Genomic DNA, 21536 nt, shown 5'->3' with positions numbered 1-21536 from the left:
GGTGCCTGGCCTACCACTGCAGGCCTTCCATCACGCGCCCGACGTCCAGGCGCAGGTTTTCCGCCCAGTTCACGCGCCACTGCACCGGATGGGTGAGCAGGCAGATGCGCGCATGGCGGCCCATGGCGGCAAAGGGCGACAGCGGATGGAAGTAGACCGGCGCCGGCTTATCGCTGATATAGCAATCGAAGCGCGCCAGGAAGCTGGCGTCATAGGCCTCGCAGGCAATGCCGCAGCGCTGGCGCAGCGCGGCGTCGGCCAACAGCACCGTGTTGCTGATGCCGAGCTTGCGATTGGCGAAGTCGCCGTGGCTGGCCACCGTATGCACCTTGCAGCCGGCCAGATGCTCGACCTGGCCCAGATGCTGCTCGAACGCCGCGCCCATGCGTTCCAGATTGGCCTGCACCTGCTCCGGCCGGCGCAGCCGTTCGCGCTTGGCGAAGCTGGCCACCTCCTCGTAGTGATAGCCGACTTCGCTGCCATAGTCGGCCAGATCGCGCATCAGCCCGCGGTCGAGCGTCGACAGACGAAAATAATAGGTCGCGCGCACGTCCTGACGCTGCTCTTCGCGGAACCAGGCGCGCGCCGTGTCCAGGTCGGAATCGATGTCGTGCCGCAGCACCATCATCCGCTCGGGCAGGGCATCGGGCTGCAGCGCAGCCGCCGCCTTTACCGTCAGCAGTTGATAGCCGTGTTTGCGGGCCTGGGTCAGCAGCTCGGCATAGAGCGGCAGACGCGAGGGCATCAGGTAATGGCTGTAGAGCCGGTGCACGAGGCTTTTCATGATAGGGAGTAACGCACACGGTAAGGAGTGAAACCGAACATGCTCTTGAAGCGCTGCATGCCGGGCAGGGCGCCAAAATAGGTGTCGTACATCAGGTAGTCGACGCGGCCTTCCTCCAGCAACTGGCAGATCACGTCGATGATGAGCAGATGCATGGCGCCATCGTTATTGCGGTAGCCCATCACCTGCGAGAAGGCGGCGAAATTGCCGTAGAAGCCCATATTGCAGTAGGCAGATAGGCGCCCCCCGCTATCGAGCACGCCCAGATAGCGGAAGTTCGGCTCCACCTCGAAGTGCTGGGTTTTGCGCTGATAGTGTTCGGCCATGGGCCGCCCCTGGCGCTCGTTGAGCGAAGTGTTGATCGCAAAGATGTCCTCGACATAGGCATTGCGGTCGATCGGCTGGGTGACATAGCCCAGCCCCCGCGCCTTGCGCGCGGCCGCCACGCTGTTGTAGCGTTTCTTCAGCCACGACAGATAGCGCGCCGGGTCGCCATGGTCGCGCAGGTCGAGCAGGGCCACGCCGATGGTCTTGTGTGGAATGATCTTGTAGCGCGGATGCGGCGCCATGAAGCGCTGATAGGTCATCGGCACCTCGCGCGGATTGAGCCGGCTGTCGAAATGCAGCTGCGCGACCGGCAAGCGCATGACGGTCTGGGCGGTGTGATACCAATGGGTCAGGCGTGCCAGCATGGCGCCTCCTCGAGCAGGGTGGAATAAAAATCGAGCAATTTGCGCGCCTCGCCGTCCCAGGCATAGTGCTGGCACACGGCGGCGCGGCCGTTCTCGCCCATGCGCCGCGCCACGGCCGGATGCTCGACCAGGTAGTCGATGGCGGCCGCAATCGCGCGCGGGTCGCGCGGGTCGACCAGCAATCCGCACTGGTGGCCCTCGACCAGGCTGCGCCAGCGCGGAAAGTCCGAAGCGATGACAGGAATGCCGGCCGCCATGTACTCGAACAGCTTGATCGGCTGGGCTTCCTGAAAATGCTGATACGGGTGCAGGGTGACCAGGCCCGCGCGCGATTGGCCGAGCAGCCGCGCCACGCCCGCCTGATCGAGCACGCCCAGGGTGCGCAGGCGCGGCGACACCAGCTGCGCCGCCAGCGGCGCTTCCGACAGCGGGCCGGCCAAGACCAGCGTGGCGGCCGAACGCAGGTAGTCGCAGGCGCGCAGCATCTCGCGCGCGCCGCGGATGCTGCTGATGCTGCCCGCGTAGCAGACCTGGGGCGGCTTGTCCGGCCACGGCGTATCGCGCGTGAATTCCTCGGGATCGGGGAAATTATTGACGTCGATCGTGCGCGGCTGCACGGTCAGAAATTTGTCGCGGATAATCGGCGTGGCCGCCACCACGCCCGACAGCCGGCGCGCGATATAACGTTCGGCCACGGCGGCGGCGCGTGCGCCCACGCGCCGCGTCACCGGGCCCAGATACGGTTTGCCCAGCAACTGCAGCGGCAGGTCCTCGTGGGCATCGAAAATCACGGTCCGCCCGGCGCGGCGCAGTTGCAGCGCCACCGGCAGCAGCTCCGGATCGTGCAGGTGATACAGCGCGCCGTCGAGCGCCAGCGCGCGCCGCGCCACCTCCTGTGTGGCGCGCCGCATCCGGTCCCAGCGGCCGCCGGCGGCGCCCGCATCGCGGATCCACACGCCCTCGTGCTCGGCGTCGCCGCGGCCATCGGCCACCACCAGGCTGACCTCATGGCCGGCGCGCGCGAGCGTGCGGCATTGCTTGCCAAAGATCCGACTGTCGAAGCGCGGATGGGCCGAACTCAGGTGCACGATCCTAGCCATGGGTATCCTCCATCAGCGCGCGCGCATAGGCGCCCAGACTGACGCCGATCAGCATGTCGGCGAAGTAGTGACTGGTAAACAGCAGGAGCAGGGTCGAGGCCAGGAAGGCCCAGGCCTGCAGCAGGAAGGGTGACCGCCGCCGTCCGAGATGCAGGGCGGCGCCCGCATGTAGGGCGGGCAGGGCGATCAGCAGCAGCAGGAAGACAAAGCCGAACAGGCCGAGATCGACCCAGGCCGAATAGATGTTGTGGGCGTAATAGCCGACCTGGTAGCTGCCATAGTCGCCCAGCCACGGATGGGCGCGGATGGTCTGCCACGCCTGTTCGGCCAGCTGGTGGCGCAGATTGGCCGAGGTCGACTGGGACAGATCGAGCAGCTCCAGCATGCGGTTCTGCGGCAGCAGGGCCAGCAGATCCTCGCGTTGCGACCACAGCAGCAGCGCGGCTGCGCTCATGCAGGCCAGCAGGGCCAGCTTATGGCGCGCCAGCGCCAGTTCCACCAGCGGCAGCAGCACGATCAGGGCGACGAACTCGCTGCGCGCCGCGTTCAGATACAGACTGGGCAGACCGATCGCATACAGCAGCCAGCGCTCGGGCAGGGAGCGCGCCGCCGCAATCGCCACCGTGATGGCCGCCAGATAGGAGCGCGAAAAGCCCTGATAGGTGGCGACGGCCTCCGGGTCTTTGGCGGCGCCGAGCGCGCCCAGGTAGAACACGCCATCGACAGCAAACGCAAATACCGTGGCCGACATCGCCATCACGGCCAGCAGGTTCCAGCGGCGCAGACTGTCGCTGCGCAGGTCCAGGCACTTGAAGATGATGAAGGTGTCGAGCAGGTAGACGAGGGCAAAGCTGTGGTTGGCCAGCACGCCCGGATTGGCGTCAGCCAGGGTCTGCACGCACACCACCAGGCTGAAGAACAGCTGGAAGGCCCAGAAGCCGGCATCGGCCGTGGTGAAGCGCTCGTCGCCGCGGCGCAGACGGTGCAGGTAGATGGCCAGCAGGCCGGGCGCGAACACAAACGCGATGGGCGCGAAATAGCCGCCCAGGAAGGCGCGGATCTGGCCCAGGCCCAGCAGGCTGTGATAGGCGAAAAAGCCCGGGAACAGCAGGAAGTAGGCCAGCACCGCCCAGCCGGTGCCAGCACCCGTGCGCGCCACGGGCAGGGACAGGGGCAGGCTGTTCATGGCGTCACCGCCTTGCCGCTGCCAAGCGAAAAGCGGTAGGACAAACTCATGTAGATCAGATACATGCAGCAGTAGCCGACGCAATAGGCGAGCACGTTCTGATGCAGGCTGAGCGGGGCGCTGTAGGCGGCGATCGTCATCGTGACCAGACTCATCTGCCAGAACAATTCGATGCGCTGCTTGCCGGCGACGAAGAACACATAGCTGAGCGGCCCGGCGACAAAATTCAGGAAGCACAGCGGCGCCAGGATGCTGGCCAGCGTGCCGGACTCGCGCCAGCGCGCCCCGAACACCCAGGCAAACAGCTCAGGCGCGGCGACGAACAGCACCAGGGCGGGCAGGGCGCCGAGCAGCACCAGCGAACGGAAGGTATGCAGATAGGCGCTGCTGCAATGGCCGAGGCGCTGAAATTCCTGCACCGACTGGCGCTTGAAGACTTCCAGCACCGAGGCCGCCACCAGCGACACCGGCGCCGACACGACGCGCTGGGTGAGCGCATACAGGCCCACGGCCTGGGCGCCGTGCTGCACCCCGATCAGCATCAGCGGCAGCGGCCCGACCGAGGCATTGAGCAGGCCGGCCGGTAGCGAATAGCGCCAGAAATTGCGGTGCCGCGCCAGATAGCGGCGCTGCTCGGGGCCGAACAACAGGCGCGGATGGGGCAGCGGCGGGTGCAGCAGCACGGCCGCCGCCACCAGCCCGACCGCCAGGCCAGCCAGCTGGCCCAGCACCAGGCCCAGGCCGTCGGCGCCCAGCACCAGCAGCACGATCTGGCTGACCGTGACGGCGCCGGCCGTCCAGATCTTGACGCGCGCCGCGCGCGCATAGGCGCCGTGCGAGGTGGCGAAAGCCATCATGCCCTGGGTGCAGGCGATCATCCAGGCCGCCAGGCCGATGCTGGCCGCCGCCGGCCAGCTCAGATGGCCGAACACGGGCCACAACAGCGCCCGTCCGGCCAGGGCCACGGCGGTCACGGCCAGCGCGACTGCGGTGGCGCTGGTCAGAATGACGGACAGGCCGATGCGCTGCTGTTCGCGCTCATGGTCGAGGATCAGGGCCGCTTCCAGCCGCAGCGTGGCGCCGATGGCGCACACGCTGGCCAGGCCGAACCACAGGCCGAACGCGCCCAGCGCCTGCGGCGAGCACAGACGCGTGATCAGCGGTGCGGCCAGCAGGGGCAGCGCCTGCGCGGCCAGCGAACCGCCGAGCACAGTCAGAACCTGGCGCCAGAAGTGCGGCATCGGCACCTCACACCGTCTGGGCGGCGCGCGCCGGACGCGCGGCCACCGCCTGCAGCACCGCATTGGCTACACGGTTGACGTCGGCGCGCGACAGATAGGGGCTCATCGGCAGGCTCAGCACCTGCTCGGCCAGGCGCGCCGCCACCGGACAGTCGTGCCGGTCGAAGTGGGCGTAAGCCGGCTGCTGGTTGATCGGCAGCGGGTAGTGGATGGCGGTCGGGATGCCGGCCGCCGTCAGCGTCGCCTGCACCCGGTCGCGCTCCTCCAGCAGCACCGTGTACTGCGCATAGGTGCTGCTCGCATGGGGCGCCACGCGCGCGGTCCGCACGTGGTTGGCAAACAGGCGGTCGTAGCATTGGGCCAGCTGGCGCCGCTGCGCCAGCTCCCAGTCGAAGGCTTCGAGCTTGGCCAGCACGATCGCGCACTGCAGCGTGTCCATGCGCCCGCCCACGCCCACGCGCGTGTGCACGTAGCGGCGCGCCTGGCCATGGATGCGCAGTTCCTGCATCGCCGTGGCCAGGGCCGTGTCGTCGGTGAAGATGGCGCCGCCGTCGCCGTAACAGCCCAGAGGTTTGCTGGGGAAGAAGCTGGTGCAGCCGATCGTCGACAGATGGCAGCTCTTCTGCCGATGCCATTCGGCGCCGAAGCTCTGTGCGCCGTCCTCGATCACGGCCAGACCGTGGCGCGCCGCGATCGCATTGATGCGGTCCATATCGGCCACCTGGCCATACAGCGACACCGGCAGAATGGCGCGCGTGCGCGGCGTGATGCGCGCCTCGATCTGCTCCGGGTCGATCAGGCCACTATCGGGCAGCACGTCGGCGAACACCGGGCGCCCGCCCAGCAGCACCAGCGCTTCGGCCGTGGCGATGAAGGTGAAGGGCGTGGTGATCACCTCGTCGCCCGGCTGCAGGCCCAGGGCCAGCAGGCTGATGATCAGGGCCTCGGTGCCGGAAGCGACCGTGATGCAGTGGCGCGCGCCCGTGTAGGCCGCCAGCGCGGCCTCGAGTTCGGCCACTTCCGGGCCCAGGATGTACTTGCCATGCTCGAGCACCGTGTCGATGCGGCTGTGGATACGGGTGCGCAGCGCGCGGTACTGGGTTTTCAGATCAATGAATTCCATGCGTTTCTCCGGCAGTGAGTAGGCGCACCAGGCCAGCCTGGATGCGATAGCGTTCGCCCGTGTGGCGGCAGCGCGCCACGCCTTCGCGGTCGAAGCTCAGACGTTCGCCATAGCGGCTGATCCAGCCGATGCGGCGCGCGGGCACGCCCGCCATCAGGGCGAAATCGGGGACGTCGCGCGTGACCACGGCGCCCGCGCCGATGAAGGCGTAGCGGCCGATCGTCACGCCGCACACGATGGTGGCGTTGGCGCCGATACTGGCGCCCTGGCGCACCAGGGTCGGGCGGTACTGGTCCTTGCGCTCCCAGCCCGCGCGCGGGTTGTGCACATTGGTGAACACCATGCTCGGCCCGCAGAACACCTCGTCTTCAAGCGTCACGGCGTCGTACAGCGAGACATTGTTCTGCACCTTGACGCGGTTGCCGATCACGACGGCCTGGCCGACATACACGTTCTGGCCGAGCGAACAGGCCTCGCCGATGCGCGCGCCCGCGCACACATGGCTGAAGTGCCAGATGCGCGTGCCGGTGCCGATCTCGGCGCCGTCGTCGACGATGGCGCTGGGGTGGATGAGGTCGCGCATATCAGTGTTCCAGCGGCAGGGCCACGCGCCGGCCGTCGCGCGCCGACAGGTAGGTGGCAATCAGGATTTCGAGCGACTTCAGGCCTTCGCGCCCGTCGGTCTCGGGTTCGGCCTCGCCGCGCAGCACGCGGATCACGTTGTCGTAATAGAGCGGATGGCCGAAGCCGTACACGGACGTGGTGGCATAGCTGGCCTGGGCCACCTGCGCGTCCTCGGGCTCGGGCTCGGCGAACTCCCAGCGTTCGATGGTGTTGACAGCCACGCCGCCGATGCGCGCCGTGCCTTTCTCGCCCAGCACGGTGATCGAGCCTTCCAGGTTGTGCGGATAGGCGAGCATCGTCACATTCATCGTGCCGAGCGCGCCGTTACGCCAGCGCAGGCTGATCACGCCGGTGTCCTCGACCTCGATATCGCGCGCCAGCGTGGCCGTGTAGGCATGCAGGCTTTCGACCGGGCCGATGATCCAGTCGAGCAGGTCGACGTAGTGGCTGGCCTGGTTCATCAGGGCGCCGCCGTCGAACTCCCAGGTGCCGCGCCAGGGCGCGCTGTCGTAATAGCTTTGCGGCCGGCTCCAGAACACGTTCAGGTTGACCATGTAGATGCGCCCGAAACGCTTGCGCGCCACGGCCTGCTTGAGCAGCTGGAGCGTGGCATTGCGCCGGTTCTGCTTGACCACGAACAGGCGCACCCCGGCCGCGTCGCAGGCCGCCACCATGCGCTTGCCGTCCTCCCAGCGCGTGGCCATCGGCTTTTCGGTGATCACGTGGCGGCCCGCCTGGGCCACTTCGATCACCTGGGACGGGTGCAGGCCGGAGGGCGTGGCGATGATCACGGCGTCGGCCTCGGCGCGCGCCAGCATCGTGCTCAGGTCGCGGTAGGCGCTGGCGCCGCTGGCGGCGGCCGCCCGTTCGCGCGCAGCGGCATCGATGTCGCACACGGCCACCAGCTGGCAGCGGGCGGCGTGCTCGCGCAGGGCGGCGATGTGGTTCTGGGCGATGCGCCCGCAGCCCACCAGGGCAAAGCGCAGCGGACGGTCGCTTATGGGCGCAGGATAGGTACGCATGCGGACACCTCCTCGGAACGGGTTGCGAAAGCGGGGAAATCGCCGACCAGGCCGCGCATCAGCTGGGCGATGCGCCAGGCCTCATTGCTGTCGCAGGCCGCCAGCAGGCGCGCGATGGCCGCCTCCAGCGCGGGTACGGCCGGCTGCGGTTCACGCGCGCGCAGGATGCGCGGGTGCGAACTGGGCACCGCCTCGTTCGCGGTGAGCAGCTCCTCATACAGTTTTTCGCCCGGGGCCAGGCCGATGAAGCGGATCGCGATGTCGCCATCGGGCTGCTCGGGCGTGCGTTCGCGCAGCCCGCACAGGGCGATCATGCGGCGCGCCAGATCGACGATGCGCACCGGCTCGCCCATGTCGAGCACGAACACCTCGCCGCCCTCGGCCATGGCGCCGGCCTGGATCACCAGCTGGGCCGCTTCGGGAATCAGCATGAAGTAGCGCGTGACCTCGGGATCGGTGACGGTCAGGGGGCCGCCGCGCGCCAGCTGCTGGCGAAACAGCGGCACCACCGAGCCCGAGGATTCGAGCACGTTCCCGAAGCGCACGATGCTGAAGGTGGTCTGGCTCTGGTGGGCGGCAGCGAGGAAGATCAGCTCCGAGATGCGCTTGCTGGCGCCCATGACGGAACTGGGTCGCACCGCCTTGTCGCTCGATACCAGCACACAGGTGCGCACGCCGTGGCGGGCGGCCGCGCTGGCCACCACCTGGGCGCCCAGCACATTGTTGCGCAGGCCCTCGGCCGGATTCGACTCGACCAGGGCCACGTGCTTGTAGGCGGCCGCGTGGTAGACCGTGTCGATGCCGGCCTCGGCAAAGATGCGCGCCACCAGCGGGCCTTGGCAGACCGAGCCCAGATGCGCGTGCAGCGTCAGATCGGGAAAGGCGCTGGCCAGCTGCTGGCGCACCGTGTACAGGGCCAGTTCGCTGTGGTCGAGCAGGTGCAGGGCGCGCGGATTGAGCGCCGCGATCTGGCGGCACAATTCGCTGCCGATCGAGCCGCCGGCCCCGGTGACGAGCACCTGGCGCGCACTGACGCAGCGCGCGAACAGGCGCGGATCGGGCGGCACCGGCGCACGGCCCAGCAGGGCCTCGGGCGGAATGCTGTAGGGGTCACGCCGGCGCGTACGCCGGGCCGGCGCACGGGCGGACAGATTCAGCCGGTGCAGCAGTGTAGGGAAGGGGAGAGACGGCATGGCGGTCACGGCGGCGGTAATCGATGAGCCGATTGTCGGCGTCGCCAGCGCCCGCGCGCTTGAGGACCCTCAAGCTGCCCCCCCTCTTTAATGACGGAAACGCTTGACAAACTGGAAGAAATTCCAACGCGAAAAATTGAACGGAGGCAGGCACCAGCGTGGTGCGGGCCGTCCAAAATTGCAGAAAGCCTGTAACGGCGGCAATTTTTCGATTACACTTCGCGCTTGAGTGTGCTAATCTTTGCGCGCTTTACTCAAACACCAAGGAGATTACGGTATGAAAAAAGGGGAACTGGTCGCTGAATTTGCCAAGCGTACTGAGATGTCGGCAACGGCTGCCAACAATGCAGTGAACACCTTCATCGCCATCGTGACCGAGCGTCTGAAGAAGGGTGACACCGTGGGTATCACCGGTTTCGGCACCTTCTCGGTGGCCAAGCGCGCTGCACGTAAAGGCCGTAACCCGGCCACCGGCGCCGCGATCAAGATCGCTGCATCGAAAACGCCGAAATTCACGGCTGGTGCGACGCTGAAAGCAGCTGTCAATCCGAAGAAGAAGTAATGGTCGCGCGGATCTCGCGTCCGCAGCACCGCGCAAAAAGCCCGTCTCCGCACGGGCTTTTTGTCGTTTGAGACGAAAGAAAATGCGCATCGCACTGGCTGAATATGGCTGGGAATTCGTGGCCGCACCGGGCCAGAGCCTGCTCGAAGCGGCCGAGGCGGCCGGCATCGTCCTGCCCAGTTCCTGCCGCAACGGCACCTGCCGCACCTGTCTGGCCCAGGTGCTCAGCGGCAGCGCGCGCCACCGCATCGATTGGCCCGGCCTGTCGCTCGAAGAAAAACGCGCTGGCTGGGTGCTGCCCTGCGTGGCCGACGCCTGTTCCGACCTGGAGTTGGCCGTCAGCCACGCGCGCCGCGCCGCCGCGCCTTAGCGTCCGAGCGCGCGCAGAATCAGGGGCAGGGTGATCGCCCAGGCGGGCGAACGCGCCGCCACCTCGTCATAGTGGCTGGCCTGCGGCAGCAGGTGGACCTCGGCCACGTCGCCGGCCGCGCGCGCCCGCTCGGCATAGGCCGTCGCCAGGCGCGGCGGCGAAATCGTATCGAGTTCCCCGGTCACCAGCAGGGTGCGCGCGCCGTTCGGATGCAGGGCGGCGGCATTCGTATCGGCGAACACATTCGGCCGCGCCGCGCTGGGCGTGCCGGCCAGGTCCGCCGTGCTGCGCCCGCAGCTGCGCGCGATGGTTTCGGCTTCATGTTCGAGGTCGGCCAGGCCGCCCAGGCTGATGACGGTCGGCACGCTCAGCGGCGCCGCCACCTGCAGCGGGCTGCCGGCCGGAATCCGGGCGCGCCCGGCCGCCCATTGCACCAGCTGACCGCCGGCCGAATGGCCCATCGCCACCACCCGTTGCGGGTCCAGGCCCAGGCCCGGTCCCGCCTGGCGCAGCAGGTCGAAGGCGGCGCCGACATCCTGATAGGTGCCCGGGTAGCCGCCGCCGGCCTCATCGATGCGGCGGTATTCGACATTCCACACGGCCACGCCGGCGCGCAGCAGGTCCGGCACCAGATTGCGCATCTGGACGATGCCGCCGAATTTTTCGGTCCAGCAGCCGCCGTGCACGAGCAGCAGCACGGGGAAGGGGCCGGCGCCCTCGGGCTTGAAGACTTCCACGAATTGGGAGGGCGCGCTGCCGTAGCGCAGCGTGGTCTGGGGGGCGGGGCCGCTCAGGGCCAGGTAGTCGGCCAGGCGCAGCGGCGCGGCGCCGGCGGGCAGGCTGAGAGCGAGGGCAAGAAGCAGGGCAGGGCGCATGGTCATCCTCGGAACTGAAAGGCGCCACGATACGCCAATTGGTGCGTTTGCGCACAGCCAGCGCCGGATTTGATATGCCTTAATGGCGGCATCCGCGCGCTCGCTACGATGCTTTTTCCGAGAGGCAAACCATGCAAACAGGAATTTTTGTGCGGGCCCACCAGACGCCCGATCCCGAGATCCCACCGACGCCGGCGCCGACCCCGCCGCGCGAGCCGCTGCCCGGCGATGTGCCGCCGCCCAGCCACGCACCGGTGGAAGAACCGGTTCCGCCGGTGCCGCCCATCCGGGCGCGCCGGTCCACCCCGGCGCTGCGGCGCCATGACTGAGGAGAGCTGCAATGAAGGTGTCGAGCCTGGTGTTGACTTCCCTGCTGGCCATTACGGCCAATGCCTATGCGGTGCCGCCGGCCGCGCCCGACCCGGGCCCGGCCGTCGCCAAGGGCGAACCGGCGCCCAAGGCGCGCCACAAGGCCAAGGCCAAGAAAACGCGGCGCGCGCGCCAGGCCGCCAGCGCCGCTCAGTAAGCTTCGGGCGGGACCGGATCGAGCGCGTCGAGCTGGTCGTCCGGGTCGTCGCGCGCGAGCGAGTCTTCCTGCTCGTGGCGGTGGGTGGCGGCCGCGATGTCTTCGTCGAGTTCGCTGGGCGGAGCAGCGTCTTCGCCCTCGGCCGCGCCGTCGGCCTCGGGCAGGGGCGGGATGCTGCGGATCATGGCGTCGGTGTCGCGCTCGGCCGGGGTTTTTTCGCCGCTGCCGATGTCGGCCTCATGCAGCAGATCGGGCGCATTCTGCGGGTCGGGAAAGGGATTCATCGTGCACTCCCGTGCGGGATCGGAACCGGACCATGCTAGCGCCGCACGCCGCCGCCCGGCGTTCGATTCACCGCGCCAACGCTGTTGCGGCGAGGCCACATCAGCCGGCCTTTGTGTTGGCCGTCACACGTCGCGCCGCGCCGCCTTCCTATAATGAAAGTGCAGTCCGCAAGAGTAGATTCAAGGAGACAATCATGGGCACTTCCCTGCACAATAAAATCCGCCTCGGCCGCCACTCGGTCCTGAGTGACAAGCGCGTGCAGGCACTGCTAGCCCTGGGCGCCCTCGCCGGTGCCGGTCTGGTCTGGATGGCCTTGCGCCTGCTCCACTGAGCGGCGCCGCGCCAGGCGCGCCACCACGGCGCGCGCCAGCCAGCGATTCAGACAGCCGATCCCCAGCCCCTGGCGCCAGCCGAACCAGCGCGTCAGGCGCGCGGCGCGCGTGAGCGCCTGTTTCGGGTCCTGCTTGGGCGCGAACAGAATCACGTTATTGCCGGCCACCTGGCGGAACCAGCACACCCGTCCGAGAAACTGCAGCTGCAGGCGCGCCAGCACCAGCGGGTAGGCGCGGTCGTAGCTGAACACGTTCTTGACCAGCAGGCCGCCATGGCGCAGGGCGCGCGCGCAGTTGGCGTAAAAGCGCGGATGGCACAGCGGCAGCGCCAGCCCATGCTCGTCGAAGCCATCGATCACCAGCACATCCACCTCGTCGACGAACTGGGCCATGAGCGCGGTCGCATCGCCTTCCAGCACCCGCAGGCGGGCGTCGTCGGGCGGGATGCGAAAGCGCGCGCGCAGGGCGATCACGTCGGCGCGCTTTTCCAGCACCGTGATGCGCGCCGCCGGAAAATGGCGGTAGCAGAATTTGACCAGGGAGCCGCCGCCGAGGCCGACGAACAGCAGATGGCGCGGGCGCGGCACGAACAGGGCAAACAGCATGATGGCGCGCGTGTAGGCCAGCACCAGGCGGGTCGGATCGCGCAGGTCCATCGCGCTTTGCACGCCGCCGCGCACGAATTCGAGCACGCGCACGCCGTCGCGGTCGATCACCTGGGGCGCGCTGCCGGAAGCTGGCTTGTTGCTAAGCATAAATATCTGATAAGCTCAGTTCCGAAATGACAAAGGAGGTTTCCATGATCGGCTACGTAACCGTCGGCACCAACGACATCCAGCGCGCTGCGGCATTCTACGATGCCCTGCTTGGCTCCATCAACGCCAAGCGTTTCCTCGAAAGCGAGCGCTTCGTCGCCTGGACGGTCAGCCCGACCCAGCCCTCGTTCGGCGTCATCATTCCCTTCGACGGCCAACCGGCCACCATCGGCAATGGCGACATGACGGCCTTCGTGATGGATTCGCCGGCCAAGGTCGACGCCTTCTATGCCAAGGCGATCGCGCTCGGCGCCACGGACGAGGGCGCACCGGGCCCGCGCGGCGGCGGTTTCTACGCGGCCTATTTCCGCGACCTCGATGGCAACAAACTCAATGCCTTCTGCATGGGATAAGCACGCAAGACATTGCCGGCCACCTGAAATGGCGTTACATTGTCACCAAGCTGGTTTGCATTCCTGCAAGCCAATGGAGAGGCCATGTTTTTAGACCACCCGACCATCACTGCAACCAATAGTCTGACCGAACCGGACCGCATCGAACGTCTGCTGCGCGTCTACGGCTACGTGGCGGCCCTGGCCGATCTGGCGGGCGACATCATGCTGATCGAAAAGGTCACGCAGTTGCACGACCACAAAGGCACGCTGATCGTGTTCTGGCACGAGCCGCCGACCGACGAGGAGAAGCAGTATTTTGTGCGCGCCTGGGCCAGCAAGATCGGCGACGGCACCACCAACGTCGAACACGAGGTCTGAGCCCGCGCGGCCCCGATGGATATCAAAACCCTGTTGTTTGCGCTCGCGCTGGGCAATCTGGCCCTGTGCGCGCTGCTGTTTTTCGGCCCCGCCCCGACCCGTCAGGCTGGACTGCGCGCCGCCTGGCTGCTGGCCAAGCCGCTGCAGGCCGTGGCCTGGCTGCTGCTGGCCCTGCGCGCCGGCGGCCTGCTTGGCGACAGTCTGGCCTTCGTGTTTGGCTATCCGCTGCTGTTCGCCGGCCTGGCCTGCGAGGCCGGCGCCCACTGGGAAGCCGCGGGCCGCACGCGCTGGCGGCGCCCGCTGGCGCTCGCCACCGGCGCCGCGACCGCGCTGTATTACGCCAGCTTCTGGGCCGACGACAGCGCCGTGCGCGCCCTCAGCAGCGCCCTGATCCTCAGCGCCGCGTATGGCCTGTGCGCGGCCGCGCTGGCGCGCCGCTGGCGCGAAGCCAGCCTGCTGCGCCAGTTTCTGGCCGTGGCCATCGGCCTGTGCTGCCTGCTGCTGCTGGCGCGCGGCGCCCAGGCGCTGCTGGCGCCGGAAGGCTTCGGCTGGCTGAGCGCCCCGGCCATGCTCGGCATCTATTTCTGCGCGCTGTATCTGTTGCTGCTGCTGTCAGGCGGGGGCGCCATGCTGCTCGCGCAGGAGCAGCTGCAGGCCGAACTGGCCCGCCTGGCCGTGCTCGATCCGCAGACCGAGGTGCCGAACCGGCGCGGCTTCTTCCAGGCCCTGGGCCCCTGGCTGGCCCTCGCGCGCCGGCCCGGCCTGCCGACCGCCCTGATCGTGCTCGACCTCGACCAGTTCAAACGCATCAATGACGGCTACGGCCTGGCCGCTGGCGACGTCGTGCTGCGCGCCATGGCCGATGTGCTGCGCCGCCAGCTGCGCGACTCCGACCAGCTGGGCCGCCTGACCGGCGTCGAATTCGCGATTCTGCTGCCGCGCACCGGCCTGGCCGAGGCGGTGCTGGTGGCCGAGCGCGTGCGCGCCGCCATCGCCGCCCAGCCGGTCAAGACCGAGCGCGCCCTGATCCAGGTGACGGCTTCGCTCGGCGTGACCACGATCCGCCCCGACGATTCCACCGTCAGCCTGTTCAAGCGCGCCGACGAAGCCCTGCGCACGGCCAAGGCCGCGGGCCGCAATGCCGTGGTGGCGGCCAGCGAACCGGCCCCGATCGGCGCGGCCTGAGTCATCAGCGCGTCACATCGGCGCGCCATCATCGCAGTCCCGGAGATTGAGATGAGATCAGATGTTCGCCGCCATCGACCTGGGCGCCAATAGCCTGCGCCTGCACATTGCCGAATTCGACGGCGCCACCCTGCGCATCGCCCACACCCAGCGCGCGCCGCTGCGCCTGGCCGCCGGCCTCGATGGCCAGGGCCTGCTCGACCCGCACACGCGCGCCGCCGCCCTCGCCATCCTGGGCGGCTTTCGCACCACCCTGGCCGCCTGGCCGCTGCAGGGCGCGCGCGCCGTCGGCGGCGCCAGCCTGCGCGCCCTGCATCCGCGTGAAAGCTTCCTCGACGAGGCCGGCGCCGCGCTCGGCCAGCGCATCGAGGTCCTGCCGGTGCAGGAGGAGGGCCGTCTGATCTATATGGGCGTGGCCCAGATTCTGGCGCGCCCGGGCGAGCGCCGCATGGTGCTCGACATCGGCGGCGGCGCCACCGAGCTGATCGTCGGCCACGGCAGCGCCGTCGAGCGCGCCGAGGCCTACCCGGTCGGCACGGTGCGCCATGCGCTGAGCTTCTTCGGCGATGGCCGCTTCGACCGCGCCGGTTTCGATGCCGCCATCGCCTCCGCCGCCAACCAGTTCGCCGGCGCCGCCGGCGCGCCCGGCGTGGCCGCCTATGGCGCCTCCGGCACCTTGCGTGCGCTGGCGCGCCTGGTGGCGGCCAATGGCATCGGCGACGGCCGCCTCAGCCGCGCCAATCTGTGGGCGCTGAAGGAACGCATCCTGGCGCTGGGCAGCCTGGGCGCCGTGCGCAGCGGCGGCCTGGAACTGGCCGGCATCCGCAGCGACCGGCTGCTGACCTTGGTCGGCGGCCTGGCCATCGCGCTGGCCCTGATGCAGGAGCTGCAGCTCGAACAGATGACCCAGACCGAAGCCGGCCTGCGCATGGGCGTGCTGTGGGATCTGCACCAGCGCCTGGCGGGCCGCCCGCACAATGCCATCCTGCTGCGCAAGCTGGCCGGGCGCTTCTGTCCGGACGCCGCGGAGCACCCGGCCGTGGCCTACTGGCTGCAGGCCGAGCAGGAGTGGTGGGACGAGGCTTAAACCGGTTGTTGCGCCCGCGCCAAGAAAAAACTAGGGTTTTGTTGGCAATTTCCTTACACTAGAGCCTGTTTTTGTGAGGGAGTCGCGGACATGCGGAGAGGCACGGGCTTGGCCCTGGCTTGCATCCTCCTTGCCAGCCCCGTAGCGGCCAAGGAAAGCATCACACTGTGTTATGAACGGGCCGACGTCCTGCCATGGCGCACCGCCAATGGCAGCGGCCTCAATTTCGAGCTGCTCAAGCTCGTCGGCAACAAGCTCGACATCCAGTTCGAGTTCCTGTCGATGCCGTGGAAGCGCTGCCTCGAACAGCTCAAATCGAATGAAGTCGGCGGCGCCTTCGCCGTCAGCTATACGGTCGAACGTTCGGCCATCGGCGTCTATCCGGGCGGCGCCACGCCGGACCCGAACCGGCGCATGCATACGGATAAATACGTCCTGATCCGCAAGAAGGGCAGCCCGGTCCAGTGGGACGGCCACAATTTCAGCCAGTTGCAGGGCGCCGTCGGCGTCCAGCTCGGCTATTCGGTCGGCGCCTTTTTGCGCGGGATGCGCGTGCCCGTCGACGAGGGCAGTCAGCGCGCCACCGAGCTGGCGCAAAAGCTGATCGCCGGCCGCATCGGCGCGGCCGCCGTCGGCGGCAGCGATGCCGTGCTGCTGCTGAACGGACCGATGGCGCCCGAGCTCGAAGCCCTGCCGATGCCCCTGGTCGAAAAGCCTTACTACCTGGTGCTGTCCAAGTCCCTGGCCGCGGCCCAGCCGCAGCTGGCCCAGCGCATCTGGAAGCAGATTGAAGACGTGCGCAACAGCGCCGAATACAAGAAGATGCTGAAGGAAGCGACGGAAGGAGGCACGCATTGAGGGGACTGCTCCGCCAGCTGGCGCAGCACTGGCGCCGTAACATCCTGTTCCGCCTCGCCGCGGGGATCGTGATGGCGGTCGGGCTGACCACCGGCGTCTACACGAGCTATGTCATGTATTCGCTGCGCCAGGAGGCCGGCCAGACCCTGCAGGAACGGGTCGAGCGCCAGGCCCAGGTGCTGTCGCATGCGCTCGCGCGGCCCCTGTTTGACATCAATAGCGCGGCCGTCTCCTCGGTCGTCGACGCGCTCGGCGCCACCCCCGAGGTGCTGATGCTGCGCGTGCTCTCGCCCAACGGCACCGTGATCGCCAGCCTCGGCTCGATCGAGCGCGACCCCGGCAATGCCATCCTCGTCAACCGCCCGATCAGCTATACCGACGGGGCCCGCACCTATCCGGTCGGCTCGCTCGAGCTGGCGTTTTCGCGCCACCAGATCGACCTCGATCTGCAGCGCCAGATCCTGCATACGGCGGCCGCCAATCTGATGCTGACGCTGGCCATCGTGGCCTGTATTTTCCTGGTCGCGCGGCGCGCCACCAAGCCCTTCGCCGATATCCAGAGCGCGCTCGAAAAGCTGGCCCATGGCGAAACCGATATCGAGCTGTCCGGCCTGAATCGCAAGGACCAGATCGGGCGCCTGTCGCTGGCCGTGCGCAGCTTCCGCGACACCCTGACCCGGCTGCGCCAGGCGGAGCAGGTGACCAAGGGCCTGCTGGACGAGAAGAGCCGCATGGTCGACCGCCTCAACGCCATCTTCGAAGGCACCAATGACGCGCTGATGCTGCTGACCGAAGAAGGCTTCTTCGACTGTAACCACCACACGCTCGAGATGTTCGGCCTGCCGAACAAGGAAGCCTTCGTCAAATGCCACCCGTCGACGTTGTCGCCGCCGCTGCAGGCCGACGGGCGCGATTCCTTTGTGGCCTCGAATGAGCGCATCCACCAGGCCATGCAGCTGGGCCAGGCCCGCTTCGAATGGATCCACCGGCGGGCCGACGGCAGCGATTTCCCGGCCGAGGTGCTGCTGTCCGCGTTCGACTACGGCGGCCGCCAGGTGCTGCAGGCCACAGTGCGCGACATCACCCAGCGCAAACAGATCGAACAGCAGCTGCGCGAACTGAACGAAGACCTCGAGCAGCGCATCTCCGAGCGCACCCAGGAGCTGGTCTCCTCGATCAAGATCGCCCAGGACAGCCAGAAAAAGCTGCAGACCATCGTCGACACCGCGCTCGACGCCGTGGTGCGGATGGACCTGAAGGGCCGCATCGTCGGCTGGAATACCCAGGCCGAGCAGATTTTCGGCTGGACGCGCGAGGAGGTGCTTGGCCAATCGCTGGGCGAAACCATCGTGCCGCCGCGCTTTCGCGAGGCCCATGCGGCCGGCATGAAGCGTTATATGGAAAGCGGCAGCGGCGCGGTGCTCAACAAGCGGATCGAGATCTACGCGCTGCGCCGCGACGGCACCGAATTCCCGATCGAGCTGGCGATCACGCGCGTGCGCATGGATAACGAGGCCGAGTACGAGTTCTGCTCCTTCATCCGCGACATCAGCGAGCGGCGCGAGCGCGAGCAGTCGCTGGTGGCGGCCAATGTGCGCGCCGAGGCGGCGAACGTGGCCAAGAGCGAGTTCCTGGCGAATATGAGCCACGAGATCCGCACCCCGATGAGCGCCATCATCGGCATGGCCTATCTGGCCCTGCGCACCGAGCTCACGCCCAAGCAGCAGGACTATGTCGGCAAGATCCACCGCGCCGCCTTGTCGCTGCTGGGGATCATCAACGATATCCTCGACTTCTCGAAGATCGAGGCCGGCAAGCTGGAAGTCGAGAGCATTCCCTTCTTCCTCGATGATGTGCTGTCGAATGTGGCCAGCGTCACCAGCCAGAAGGCGGCCGACAAGCAGCTCGAATACCTGTTCCATGTGCCGCACACGATCCCGCGCCACCTGGTCGGCGACCCGCTGCGTCTGGGCCAGGTGCTGATCAACCTGGTCAACAACGCCGTCAAGTTCACCGAGAAGGGCGAGCTCGAACTGAGCATCGCACGCCTGCCCGACCACAGCGCCGGCAAGGTGGTGCTGCGCTTCCTCGTGCGCGACACCGGCATCGGCATGACCGAAGAGCAGATGGGCAAACTGTTCCGCGCCTTCAGCCAGGCCAATGCCACCACCACGCGCGAATACGGCGGCACCGGCCTCGGGCTGTCGATCTCGCAGCAGCTGGTGCAGCTCATGGGCGGCAAGATCGAGGTCGCCTCGCGTCCCGGCGAAGGCTCGAGCTTCCACTTCGATCTGGAGTTCCCGCTATCCGGCCTGCCCGAGCGCGTGACCGTCATGCCGGCCGCCCTCAACGAGGCGCGCGTGCTGCTGGTCGACGACAGCACGATCGCCCTCGATATCCTGGTCGAAGCCCTGCAGGCGCTGCCGCTGCGGGTCGACACGGCCATCAGCGGCCCCGATGCCTTGGCCATGATCCGCGCGGCCGACATCAAGCGCGACCCCTACAAACTGGTGCTGACCGACTGGCAGATGCCGGGCATGGACGGCATCGAGCTGGCGCGCGCTGTCTGCGCCGACGACGGTCTCGGGGCGCGCCCGGCGATGGTGCTGGTGACGGCCTTCGGGCGCGAGGAAGTCCAGCGCGAGGCCGAAGCGGCCGGCATCACCGGCTTCCTGTTCAAGCCGATCGGCCAGTCGGTGCTGACCGATACCCTGGTGTCGCTGTTTGCGCCGGCGCGCCGCGCCAGCAGCGGCCCGGACGAAGCGGCGCCGCGCCAGTTCGCGGTGAAGGTGCTGCTGGTCGAGGACAATGAAGTGAACCAGCAGATCGCCACCGAGCTGATGGCCGTGCAGGGCATCAGTGTGGACGTGGCCAACAACGGCCGCCAGGCGCTCGACAAGCTGCGCGCGGCCGGCCCCGACGGCTATGGCCTGGTGCTGATGGACCTGGAGATGCCGCAGATGGACGGGCACGAGGCCACGCTGGCGCTGCGGCGCGACCCGCAGTTCAACCACGTGCCGATCATCGCGATGACCGCGCACGCGCTGGCCGAAATCCGCGAGCGCTGCCTGCGCGAGGGCATGCAGGACTACATCACCAAGCCGATCGACCCCGAAAAGCTGTACACCACGCTGGCGCGCTGGCTCGGCCACGCGATGCCGGCGCGGGTGCCGCTGCCGGCGCGCGAGACGGTGGCGCTGCCCAGCATCGCCGGCATCGACACCAGCATGGGCCTGCGCCATGTGGCCGGCAACACGGTGCTGTACATCCAGCTGCTGGACCGCTTCCGCGATTCCCAGCGCACGATGGGTGGCGAGATTCTTGACCTGATGAGCAAGGGCCTGCGCCTGGAAGCCGGCAAGCGCGCCCACACGCTGCGCGGCTTGGCCGGGAACATCGGCGCCAAGGCCCTGCAGCAGAGCGCCCAGCTGCTGGACGAGCAGGTGCGCGCCACCAGTCCCGATCACGAGGCGCTGCTGCAGCAGGCGCGCGCGCTGGAACGCGAGCTGGTGGCCGTGGTGGCGGGCCTGGACCGCTATTTCGACACCACCACCGCCGGCGCCATCACCGCCGCCGCCGCCGAGGACAGCACGGCCGACGTGGGCGAGGCCCTGGCGCGCCTGAACGCGCTGCTGGAGGAGTTCAGCGGCGAAGCCACCGATTATTTCGACAGCGTGCGCAAGCTGCTGGCCGGGCAGATGTCGACCAGTGCGCTCGACCGCCTGTCCGGCCACCTGTCGCGTTACGAATTCGAAGAGGCGCGCCGCCTGCTGGCGACCGAAGTGCGCGCCCCCGCAGCCTAGAAGGACACCATGAGTAAGAAGCAGACCATCCTGATCGTCGATGACACGCCCGACAACATCATGCTGTTGTCGCGCCTGTTGAAGGAGAAGTACAACACCAAGGTCGCCACCAGCGGCACCACGGCCGTGCAGATCGCCCTGAATTCGCCCGACCTCGACCTGATCCTGCTGGACGTGATGATGCCCGGCGTGGACGGCTACGAGACCTGCCGCCAGCTCAAGGCCGATCCGAAGACGGCCCACATCCCGGTGATCTTCCTGACCGCGAAGAGCCAGGTCGAGGACGAAGCCATGGGCCTGACCCTGGGCGCCGTCGACTACCTGACCAAGCCGATTTCGCCGCCGATCCTGTTCGCCCGCGTGGCCACCCAGCTGACCCTGAAGACGGCGCGCGAGCAGCTCGAACGGCAGAACGAGATCCTCGAGCAGAAGGTAGCCGAACGCACGGCCCAGCTGCAGAAAATGCAGGATGCGACCATCCTGGCGATGGCCTCGATGGCCGAGACGCGCGACAACGAGACCGGCAACCATATCCGCCGCACCCAGAACTACGTGCGCACGCTGGCGCGCCATCTGCAGCCCCACCCGCGCTTTGCCGCCGTGCTGACCGACGAGAACATCGAGCTGCTGTACAAATCGGCGCCGCTGCACGACATCGGCAAGGTCGGCATCCCCGACCGCATCCTGCTCAAGCCCGGCCATCTGGACCGCGACGAATTCGAGATCATGAAGCTGCATACCGTGTACGGGCGCGACACCATCAACGTGGTCGAGCGCCACCTCGGCGCCAGCAACAACTTCCTGACCTTCGCGCGCGAGATCGCCTATGCGCACCAGGAGAAGTGGGACGGTTCCGGCTATCCCGAGAACCTGAGCGGCGACGCGATACCCGTGTCCGCGCGCCTGATGGCCGTGGCCGACGTCTACGATGCACTGATCAGCAAGCGCGTGTACAAGGACGCCTTCAGCCACGAGGACGCGGTAGCCATCATGAAGAAGGGCCGCGCCACCCATTTCGACCCCGACGTGCTCGATGCCTTCCTCGAGCTGGAGGGCGAATTCGCCCGCATCGCCAGCCAGTACCAGGATTCGGACGCCGACATCGCCGCCATTCATATCCGCTGAAGATCAGCGCCCCGCTGGCGGGCCGCCAGCCAAGT

The 21536-nt window shown here is 67.9% G+C and carries 22 protein-coding genes; 10 read left to right on the top strand and 12 right to left on the bottom strand.

Annotated features, from left to right (window positions below; genetic code table 11):
- Nucleotides 1-10: 10 nt before the first annotated feature.
- The 9 genes from LZ005_RS08120 to LZ005_RS08080 are packed head-to-tail and all read right to left on the bottom strand — an operon-like array spanning nucleotide 11 to nucleotide 8965.
- On the bottom strand, nucleotides 11-784 hold the full coding sequence (locus tag LZ005_RS08120) for a hypothetical protein (RefSeq protein ID WP_237806506.1): 774 nt from the start codon (nucleotides 782-784) through the stop codon (nucleotides 11-13).
- Nucleotides 781-1476, bottom strand: coding sequence for a hypothetical protein (locus tag LZ005_RS08115; RefSeq protein WP_237806505.1), 696 nt, complete (start codon nucleotides 1474-1476; stop codon nucleotides 781-783). Before LZ005_RS08115 ends, LZ005_RS08120 begins: the two co-directional genes overlap by 4 nt.
- Nucleotides 1461-2576, bottom strand: a complete 1116-nt coding sequence (locus LZ005_RS08110) for a glycosyltransferase family 4 protein (protein WP_237806503.1) — start codon at nucleotides 2574-2576, stop codon at nucleotides 1461-1463. The genes LZ005_RS08115 and LZ005_RS08110 overlap by 16 nt, the downstream gene beginning before the upstream one ends.
- On the bottom strand, nucleotides 2569-3762 hold the full coding sequence (locus LZ005_RS08105; protein ID WP_237806501.1) for a hypothetical protein: 1194 nt from the start codon (nucleotides 3760-3762) through the stop codon (nucleotides 2569-2571). Before LZ005_RS08105 ends, LZ005_RS08110 begins: the two co-directional genes overlap by 8 nt.
- A complete protein-coding gene (locus tag LZ005_RS08100; RefSeq protein WP_237806499.1) occupies nucleotides 3759-5003 on the bottom strand; it encodes an oligosaccharide flippase family protein in 1245 nt (414 codons plus the stop codon). Before LZ005_RS08100 ends, LZ005_RS08105 begins: the two co-directional genes overlap by 4 nt.
- A 7-nt stretch (nucleotides 5004-5010) precedes the next feature.
- The gene (locus tag LZ005_RS08095) at nucleotides 5011-6126 is read right to left on the bottom strand and encodes a DegT/DnrJ/EryC1/StrS aminotransferase family protein (RefSeq protein WP_237806497.1); all 1116 of its coding nucleotides are present in this window, start codon (nucleotides 6124-6126) and stop codon (nucleotides 5011-5013) included.
- The gene (locus LZ005_RS08090; RefSeq protein WP_237806495.1) at nucleotides 6113-6709 is read right to left on the bottom strand and encodes an acyltransferase; all 597 of its coding nucleotides are present in this window, start codon (nucleotides 6707-6709) and stop codon (nucleotides 6113-6115) included. The genes LZ005_RS08095 and LZ005_RS08090 overlap by 14 nt, the downstream gene beginning before the upstream one ends.
- 1 nt (nucleotide 6710) lies before the next feature.
- The gene (locus LZ005_RS08085) at nucleotides 6711-7772 is read right to left on the bottom strand and encodes a Gfo/Idh/MocA family protein (RefSeq protein WP_237806493.1); all 1062 of its coding nucleotides are present in this window, start codon (nucleotides 7770-7772) and stop codon (nucleotides 6711-6713) included.
- The gene (locus LZ005_RS08080) at nucleotides 7748-8965 is read right to left on the bottom strand and encodes a UDP-N-acetylglucosamine 4,6-dehydratase family protein (protein WP_373889311.1); all 1218 of its coding nucleotides are present in this window, start codon (nucleotides 8963-8965) and stop codon (nucleotides 7748-7750) included. Before LZ005_RS08080 ends, LZ005_RS08085 begins: the two co-directional genes overlap by 25 nt.
- Before the next feature lie 277 nt (nucleotides 8966-9242).
- On the opposite strand from LZ005_RS08080, the gene LZ005_RS08075 reads away from it, so the two are divergent.
- Both LZ005_RS08075 and LZ005_RS08070 read left to right on the top strand, forming a co-directional pair.
- Nucleotides 9243-9527: an HU family DNA-binding protein gene (locus tag LZ005_RS08075; RefSeq protein WP_237806491.1), complete on the top strand. Its 285-nt coding sequence runs from the start codon at nucleotides 9243-9245 to the stop codon at nucleotides 9525-9527.
- A gap of 82 nt (nucleotides 9528-9609) precedes the next feature.
- Nucleotides 9610-9897 carry a 2Fe-2S iron-sulfur cluster-binding protein gene (locus LZ005_RS08070; RefSeq protein ID WP_237806489.1) on the top strand — a complete coding sequence of 96 codons (288 nt, stop codon included), beginning with the start codon at nucleotides 9610-9612 and terminating at the stop codon, nucleotides 9895-9897.
- Here LZ005_RS08070 and LZ005_RS08065 read toward each other — a convergent pair.
- Complete coding sequence (locus LZ005_RS08065) at nucleotides 9894-10772, bottom strand: alpha/beta hydrolase (protein ID WP_237806487.1); 879 nt, start codon at nucleotides 10770-10772, stop codon at nucleotides 9894-9896. The two genes, LZ005_RS08070 and LZ005_RS08065, sit on opposite strands and share 4 nt — an antisense overlap.
- Nucleotides 10773-11112: 340 nt before the next feature.
- Between LZ005_RS08065 and LZ005_RS08060 the strand changes: the two genes are divergently transcribed.
- The gene (locus tag LZ005_RS08060; protein ID WP_237806485.1) at nucleotides 11113-11298 is read left to right on the top strand and encodes a hypothetical protein; all 186 of its coding nucleotides are present in this window, start codon (nucleotides 11113-11115) and stop codon (nucleotides 11296-11298) included.
- Here LZ005_RS08060 and LZ005_RS08055 read toward each other — a convergent pair.
- Nucleotides 11292-11582, bottom strand: a complete 291-nt coding sequence (locus LZ005_RS08055) for a hypothetical protein (protein WP_237806483.1) — start codon at nucleotides 11580-11582, stop codon at nucleotides 11292-11294. The genes LZ005_RS08060 and LZ005_RS08055 overlap by 7 nt on opposite strands.
- A 269-nt stretch (nucleotides 11583-11851) precedes the next feature.
- Nucleotides 11852-12670, bottom strand: a complete 819-nt coding sequence (locus LZ005_RS08050) for a transferase spermidine synthase (RefSeq protein WP_237806481.1) — start codon at nucleotides 12668-12670, stop codon at nucleotides 11852-11854.
- Between the two features lie 44 nt (nucleotides 12671-12714).
- Here LZ005_RS08050 and LZ005_RS08045 point away from each other — a divergent pair, with 44 nt between their 5' ends.
- The 7 genes from LZ005_RS08045 (at nucleotide 12715) to LZ005_RS08015 (ending at nucleotide 21501) form a co-directional block, all read left to right on the top strand.
- Nucleotides 12715-13083 carry a VOC family protein gene (locus LZ005_RS08045; protein WP_237806478.1) on the top strand — a complete coding sequence of 123 codons (369 nt, stop codon included), beginning with the start codon at nucleotides 12715-12717 and terminating at the stop codon, nucleotides 13081-13083.
- An 84-nt stretch (nucleotides 13084-13167) separates the two neighbouring features.
- Nucleotides 13168-13443 carry a hypothetical protein gene (locus LZ005_RS08040; protein WP_237806476.1) on the top strand — a complete coding sequence of 92 codons (276 nt, stop codon included), beginning with the start codon at nucleotides 13168-13170 and terminating at the stop codon, nucleotides 13441-13443.
- A gap of 15 nt (nucleotides 13444-13458) precedes the next feature.
- Complete coding sequence (locus LZ005_RS08035; protein WP_237806474.1) at nucleotides 13459-14628, top strand: GGDEF domain-containing protein; 1170 nt, start codon at nucleotides 13459-13461, stop codon at nucleotides 14626-14628.
- 61 nt (nucleotides 14629-14689) lie between these two features.
- Nucleotides 14690-15715, top strand: a complete 1026-nt coding sequence (locus tag LZ005_RS08030) for a hypothetical protein (protein ID WP_237806472.1) — start codon at nucleotides 14690-14692, stop codon at nucleotides 15713-15715.
- A 108-nt stretch (nucleotides 15716-15823) separates the two neighbouring features.
- Entirely contained in the window at nucleotides 15824-16573 is a 750-nt protein-coding gene (locus LZ005_RS08025) for an ABC transporter substrate-binding protein (RefSeq protein WP_237806471.1), read from the top strand.
- Nucleotides 16570-20376, top strand: a complete 3807-nt coding sequence (locus LZ005_RS08020; RefSeq protein ID WP_237806469.1) for a response regulator — start codon at nucleotides 16570-16572, stop codon at nucleotides 20374-20376. The genes LZ005_RS08025 and LZ005_RS08020 overlap by 4 nt, the downstream gene beginning before the upstream one ends.
- Before the next feature lie 9 nt (nucleotides 20377-20385).
- Nucleotides 20386-21501, top strand: coding sequence for a two-component system response regulator (locus LZ005_RS08015; protein ID WP_237806467.1), 1116 nt, complete (start codon nucleotides 20386-20388; stop codon nucleotides 21499-21501).
- Nucleotides 21502-21536 lie beyond the last annotated feature (35 nt).

Source organism: Massilia sp. TS11 (assembly GCF_022012445.1).
Classification (GTDB): Bacteria; Pseudomonadota; Gammaproteobacteria; order Burkholderiales; family Burkholderiaceae_D; genus Telluria.
This window is presented reverse-complemented; position numbering and strand designations above follow the sequence as displayed.

Coding starts and splice junctions, on each gene's coding strand:
- LZ005_RS08120 (WP_237806506.1), bottom strand. CDS start 784: ATGAAAAGCCTCGTGCACCGGCTCTACAGCCATTACCTGATGCCCTCG.
- LZ005_RS08115 (WP_237806505.1), bottom strand. CDS start 1,476: ATGCTGGCACGCCTGACCCATTGGTATCACACCGCCCAGACCGTCATG.
- LZ005_RS08110 (WP_237806503.1), bottom strand. CDS start 2,576: ATGGCTAGGATCGTGCACCTGAGTTCGGCCCATCCGCGCTTCGACAGT.
- LZ005_RS08105 (WP_237806501.1), bottom strand. CDS start 3,762: ATGAACAGCCTGCCCCTGTCCCTGCCCGTGGCGCGCACGGGTGCTGGC.
- LZ005_RS08100 (WP_237806499.1), bottom strand. CDS start 5,003: ATGCCGCACTTCTGGCGCCAGGTTCTGACTGTGCTCGGCGGTTCGCTG.
- LZ005_RS08095 (WP_237806497.1), bottom strand. CDS start 6,126: ATGGAATTCATTGATCTGAAAACCCAGTACCGCGCGCTGCGCACCCGT.
- LZ005_RS08090 (WP_237806495.1), bottom strand. CDS start 6,709: ATGCGCGACCTCATCCACCCCAGCGCCATCGTCGACGACGGCGCCGAG.
- LZ005_RS08085 (WP_237806493.1), bottom strand. CDS start 7,772: ATGCGTACCTATCCTGCGCCCATAAGCGACCGTCCGCTGCGCTTTGCC.
- LZ005_RS08080 (WP_373889311.1), bottom strand. CDS start 8,965: ATGCCGTCTCTCCCCTTCCCTACACTGCTGCACCGGCTGAATCTGTCC.
- LZ005_RS08075 (WP_237806491.1), top strand. CDS start 9,243: ATGAAAAAAGGGGAACTGGTCGCTGAATTTGCCAAGCGTACTGAGATG.
- LZ005_RS08070 (WP_237806489.1), top strand. CDS start 9,610: ATGCGCATCGCACTGGCTGAATATGGCTGGGAATTCGTGGCCGCACCG.
- LZ005_RS08065 (WP_237806487.1), bottom strand. CDS start 10,772: ATGCGCCCTGCCCTGCTTCTTGCCCTCGCTCTCAGCCTGCCCGCCGGC.
- LZ005_RS08060 (WP_237806485.1), top strand. CDS start 11,113: ATGAAGGTGTCGAGCCTGGTGTTGACTTCCCTGCTGGCCATTACGGCC.
- LZ005_RS08055 (WP_237806483.1), bottom strand. CDS start 11,582: ATGAATCCCTTTCCCGACCCGCAGAATGCGCCCGATCTGCTGCATGAG.
- LZ005_RS08050 (WP_237806481.1), bottom strand. CDS start 12,670: ATGCTTAGCAACAAGCCAGCTTCCGGCAGCGCGCCCCAGGTGATCGAC.
- LZ005_RS08045 (WP_237806478.1), top strand. CDS start 12,715: ATGATCGGCTACGTAACCGTCGGCACCAACGACATCCAGCGCGCTGCG.
- LZ005_RS08040 (WP_237806476.1), top strand. CDS start 13,168: ATGTTTTTAGACCACCCGACCATCACTGCAACCAATAGTCTGACCGAA.
- LZ005_RS08035 (WP_237806474.1), top strand. CDS start 13,459: ATGGATATCAAAACCCTGTTGTTTGCGCTCGCGCTGGGCAATCTGGCC.
- LZ005_RS08030 (WP_237806472.1), top strand. CDS start 14,690: ATGTTCGCCGCCATCGACCTGGGCGCCAATAGCCTGCGCCTGCACATT.
- LZ005_RS08015 (WP_237806467.1), top strand. CDS start 20,386: ATGAGTAAGAAGCAGACCATCCTGATCGTCGATGACACGCCCGACAAC.